The 5,277-nt window shown below is 65.0% G+C and carries 3 protein-coding genes and 1 rRNA gene; 3 read left to right on the plus strand and 1 reads right to left on the minus strand.

Annotation, left to right across the window (positions count from 1 at the left end):
• Window positions 1-253: 253 nt before the first annotated feature.
• The 3 genes from rrf (at window position 254) to AC1D14_RS22495 (ending at window position 4,908) form a co-directional block, all read left to right on the plus strand.
• Window positions 254-370: ribosomal RNA gene (gene rrf, locus AC1D14_RS22485) — 5S ribosomal RNA — on the plus strand.
• Window positions 371-599: 229 nt separating this feature from the next.
• A complete protein-coding gene (locus AC1D14_RS22490; protein WP_230121498.1) occupies window positions 600-1,700 on the plus strand; it encodes a LacI family DNA-binding transcriptional regulator in 1,101 nt (366 codons plus the stop codon).
• A 199-nt stretch (window positions 1,701-1,899) separates the two neighbouring features.
• The gene (locus AC1D14_RS22495) at window positions 1,900-4,908 is read left to right on the plus strand and encodes a glycoside hydrolase family 2 TIM barrel-domain containing protein (protein WP_230121497.1); all 3,009 of its coding nucleotides are present in this window, start codon (window positions 1,900-1,902) and stop codon (window positions 4,906-4,908) included.
• Window positions 4,909-4,995: 87 nt separating this feature from the next.
• On the opposite strand, the gene AC1D14_RS22500 is transcribed toward AC1D14_RS22495, so the two are convergent.
• A partial coding sequence (locus AC1D14_RS22500; protein WP_476969224.1) for a hypothetical protein occupies window positions 4,996-5,277 on the minus strand: 282 nt, incomplete at its 5' end.

The following is a 5,277-nucleotide window of genomic DNA, read 5'->3' on the forward strand; positions in this document are numbered from 1 at the left end:
CTAATAGGCCGATAACTTACACCACACACCATTGGTGAACGGATTCAAAAGACGTTCACACCCACAATGGTACGAAGATAACAAGACTGCCCGCGTCCACTATGTGGTTCCCAACCAACAAACCCGTTGCTTGTGAAGCAACAACTGATTCACACCACACCACACCCTGGGCCACCCCTCGAAACAGAGGAACGGCACAGGAAGTTGTAACCACCAGATTTCCCAACCCCCCAGGGGGTTCGGGTACAAGGGTTACGGCGGTCATAGCGTGGGGGAAACGCCCGGTCCCATTCCGAACCCGGAAGCTAAGACCCACAGCGCCGATGGTACTGCACCCGGGAGGGTGTGGGAGAGTAGGTCACCGCCGGACAACCATTAGGTCGAGGACCCCCAACCACGTTGGGGGTCCTCCCGCATTTAAACCCCGCCCCACACCCACGCTCTCGCAGTTCCTGCAGGAAACCAACCAACGCTCTCTCAGTTCCTGCACCCTCTCCGGCACGCTCTCGCAGTTCCTGCACGGAAACAAGGGACCCTCCCGCACGTCCAGCAGCTTCTCCGGCGACGCTTCTCCGGCGTCGGCTCTAGACTTACACTCCATGAGCCCTACATCCTCTGGACGCCCGGCAAAGCCGGCAACAATCCTCGACGTAGCGGCCGCCGCAGGTGTTTCACGCCAAACAGTCACGCGCGCCATGAACGGCATGCCGGGAATCAAAGAATCCACCCGGGAACGCGTGCAGGAGCTCGCACGTGAACTTGGATACACGCCAAGTCGTTTTGCGAGGGGCCTCGTCCAGGGATCGCGAACTTCGGTGGGACTTGCCATCCCCGATCTCACCAACCCTTATTTCCCGGCGTTCGCTTCGAGCGTGGTGGAGCTGGCCACCCAACGTGGATGGCACATCGTGGTTGACGACTATGGCCATGGCGGACGGACCGGGCTCGATGCCGTGGATCACCTGGCACCCCAAGTTGACGCCGTCATCGGATACCTGGGTGGGTACGCCGAGCAGGCTCAGGCCGTGATGGGCCGGCGCCCGCTGATTGTCCTGGACGAAACTCCCGGCGGTGCAGCAGGAAGCATCAACTTCGACTACGCCGAGGCAGCAAAGCTGGCCGTCGATCATCTGTGGAACACGAACCGGCGCAATATCGCCTATCTGGACGCGTGCAGCTCCAGCCTGATCGGGTCCGGCCAGGTACCCACTGGCCCATCCAAGTTCGGGGCTCCGGAGGTCGTAGCCCAGGTTCCGTCAACAGAAGCTGAGGCTGGGCCGTGCACCGTCCGCGGCCGGGCTGTCACTGGGCGCCTGTACGGTACCGGGGCTCCGTGGGCGCTGGTCACGGCGGCGGAAACGGCTGAGGCAGCGCGAGCGGCCGCCGCTGCGTTGCTGCGCGAGCGGCCCGAGACCGATGGGATACTGGTCTTCAACGATCTGATGGCTGCCGGCGTCCTGAAGGCAGTTCATGAAGCGGGACTCAGGGTTCCGGAAGACTGCGCGGTCATAGGCATGGACGGCATCCCGCTGGGGGAATTCCTGACGCCAGAGCTCAGCACCTTGGCGCTGGACCTGCGGGAGGTGGGCCGCGCCGCCGTCGAACTCCTGGAAGGGCTCCTGGCCGGCGCCGTTGCGCCCGGTTCAGACGCCGCCCGGCTGACTCTGGTGCATCAGCTGATCCTGCGCGAGTCGGCCTGAGCCGCTTGGGAGGTACCTCCGCTGGCCGCAGCCGCGGTGAGCGGCAAGGTTTGCCGACGCGAAGCGAGGAACACCCTGTTCAAGAAAGGCCTGCTCGCGTAAGATCCATGGAACGTGAACGTTCACGAACCAATCCGGGTGCCATGACTTCGTAACCGAGCGCCCCTGTACCGGAACAACTCCAACCCGAGGAAACGCCATGTCAGTTGAGCACACCACCGGACACGACGCCGTCGCCGTAGCGGAATCCGCCCTGGACCTGGCCGCTGAACAGCTTGCCGGGATCGAGTCCCTGGCCCCGCCGCAGGGTACGCTTCCTGCCCGCGCCTACCTTGAAAGCGCAGCGCCCCGGCTGTCCCTGAACGGCATGTGGAAGTTCAGGCTTCACCCCGGCATCCGTCAGGCACCGCAGGACGGCTGGCAGTCTGGCGGGGACCGCCCGGACTTCACCGATCTCCCGGTGCCGTCCAGCTGGCCCATGCACGGCCACGGGACACCCTGGTACACCAACGTTCAATTCCCCTTTGCCGTGGAACCGCCGCACGCACCGGAGGCCAACCCCGTCGGGGATCTGTTCGTGGAGTTTTCGGCGGGTCCGGAGTATTTCCCGTCGGCGCTGCTCCGCTTTGACGGCATCGAGTCTGCCGGAACCATCTGGCTGAACGGCACGCTGCTGGGCACCACCCGCGGCAGCCGGCTCGCGCACGAATTCGATATTGCGGGCGTGCTGGTACCGGGCAGGAATGTCTTGGCCGTCCAGGTTGCCCAGTTCTCGGCTGCCAGCTTCGTGGAGGACCAGGACATGTGGTGGCTGCCCGGCATCTTCAGGGACGTCACGCTGCAGGCCCGCCCGGAAGAGGGGATTGATGACGTCTTTGTCCACGCTGACTTCGACCACCGCAGCGGTGAAGGCATCCTGCGCATCGAGGCGAGCCGGGCGGGCGAGCCGGTTGACGCCGTCGTGCGCGTTCCGGAACTGGGCCTGGAATTGCCGGCCGGGGCCGAGCATCGGCTCCCGGGCATCGACCCGTGGTCGGCCGAGCTTCCACGGCTGTACGAGGCGAGCGTCAGCACGCCGGGGGAGACGGTCTCCGTGCAGCTCGGGTTCCGCACCATCAGCATCGAGGACGCCCAGTTCAAGGTCAACGGGCGCCGGATCCTGCTCCGCGGCGTCAACCGCCACGAACACCACCCCAAGTTGGGTCGGGTGGTGCCGAGGGAGGTCATGGAGAGCGAGCTGTGGCTCATGAAGCGGCACAACATCAACGCCATCCGGACGTCGCACTACCCGCCCCACCCGGATTTCCTGGCGCTGGCGGACCAGCTGGGCTTCTACGTTGTCCTCGAGTGCGATCTGGAAACCCACGGTTTTGAAGAAGGCGGCTGGAAGCAGAATCCCAGCGCCGATCCGCACTGGCAGCCCGCGCTTGTTGACCGGATGTCCAGGACGGTGGAGCGCGACAAGAACCATGCCTCGGTCATCATGTGGTCCCTGGGCAACGAGGCAGGTACAGGCGAGAACCTGGCCGCCATGTCCCGCTGGACCAAGCTTCGCGACCCCTCCAGGCCCATCCACTACGAGGGCGACTGGACCTCGGCCTACGTGGACGTCTACTCCAGGATGTACGCCAGCCAGGCGGAGACCGGGCTGATCGGCCAGGGTGTGGAACCTCCCCTGAATGATGCGGGCCTGGACGCCCGGCGGCGTGCCATGCCGTTCGTCCTGTGCGAATACGTCCACGCCATGGGCAACGGCCCGGGCGGCATGTCCGAATACCAAGAGCTTTTCGATCGCTACCCACGGCTGATGGGCGGCTTCGTGTGGGAGTGGCTCGAGCACGGCATACTCCGCACCGGGGAAGACGGGAAGGAATACTTCGTTTACGGCGGAGACTTCGGCGAGGAAGTCCACGACGGCAACTTCGTCACTGACGGCCTCGTGGACGCCAACCGCGTCCCCCGCCCGGGCCTGCTGGACTTCAAGAAAGTGATCGAGCCGCTATCCATCGACGTGGCGCGGGACTGGTCCGCGTTTGCGCTCACCAACCGCTTCGATTTCGCTGACACCTCGGGACTGGAGTTCCGGTACGTTGTGGAGGCCGACGGCGTAACGGTCGACGGCGGCCGGGTGGACGTTGCGCCCGTGGCGCCGCATGAGTCTGCCGATGTGCGGCTGCCGGCGGGGCTGCTGGAACGCGCCGCGCCGGCTCCTGCGGTGCTCACGGTACGGGCCGTACTCCGGGAGGACGCCGCATGGGCAAAATCAGGGCACGAGGTTGCCTGGGGCCAGGCGTCCGCCAAGATGCCGGCCGCCCCGAAGCCAACGGCCATTGCCAGGGTCGAGGTCGAAGAGGAGCTGCTGCGCCTAGGGCCAGCCGTCTTCGACCGTGCCACAGGTTCGCTTACCCGGCTGGGTGAAACCCCCGTCGAAGGACTAAGGCTCATGCTGTGGCGTGCCCCCACGGACAACGACCTCGGAGCGGAATGGGGCAGCCCGGATCCCCGCCCCGCGGCCAAGCAGTGGCTGGACGCCGGCCTCAACCGGATGCACGCGCGGCTCCTCGGCATTTCCTCCCGGCCCTCGGCTGGCGGTGGCGAGGAACTCGTTGTGCGGACACGGGTTGCCCCTGCCGGCAAACAGTTCGGGGTTCTTGCCGAGTACACATGGTCCAGCGATGGAACCGGCGTCAGCCTGCGGACCACGGTCACGCCCGACGGGTCGTGGATCGACGCCGGCTGGCCAGTCCCGTGGGCGCGGATCGGGGTTGAACTGATCGTGGGGACATCGACCAGGACCGTGGAATGGTTCGGCCAGGGACCGCATCACAGCTACCCGGATACCGGTCAGGGCACCAAACTTGGCTGGTACAAATTGCCGTTGCGGGACATGGACGTGGATTACGTCCGCCCCCAGGAGTCGGGTGCCCGTTCCGGAGTGTACTCGGCAGCTTTGGACCTCGACGCCTGCCGGCTCGCCATTAGCGGCGCACCATTTGCACTTACCGTGCGCCCGTACAGCCAGGAAGTCCTGGCTGCCGCCACGCATCAGCCGGAGCTCCGCCCGGACGGCCGAACTTACGTCTACGTCGACCACATGCGCCATGGCGTCGGCACCGCGGCCTGCGGCCCGGGGGTTCTGGACGGCTATCGCTTGGAGCCGCGGGAAGTCGACTTCACGGTGGCGTTCCGTGTGACTCAATCCACATAAGGCAGCCGGACAGGCGGTGATGCCGTGAGGGGGCTTTGTGGGCCGGAAATCCCCGGAATCCCGCGGATTTCCGGCCCACCCTTTTCGCTAGCGGGTGCATTTGCGTGGGGTGCCCGGGCCGTGTAAAGTAATTCGAGTCGCCGCCGCTGATGCGGAAAGAAAGCGACCGACCCCCTTCTGAATGGCCTGGAAAACGGCGCTTTTATGGCGTGTGGAATCCGGGTGGGGATCCTTGTTTGAGCCGTGGACCGCGGAGACGCTGGTTTGCAATGTGGTTTGGATTCGGGTAAGTTTGGGAAGTTGCTCCGGAGCGATCTGCGACTGGTTGTTTGGTTGTGGTGGTGCCGGGTGTGTCTGTTGTTTGAGAAC

The sequence above is a fragment of the Arthrobacter sp. P1_B11 genome (assembly GCF_056406715.1).

What these genes read in the sequence shown, in the direction of transcription:
- AC1D14_RS22495 (WP_230121497.1), top strand. Translation starts at nt 1,900, where the DNA reads ATGTCAGTTGAGCACACCACCGGACACGACGCCGTCGCCGTAGCGGAA.
- AC1D14_RS22490 (WP_230121498.1), top strand. Translation starts at nt 600, where the DNA reads ATGAGCCCTACATCCTCTGGACGCCCGGCAAAGCCGGCAACAATCCTC.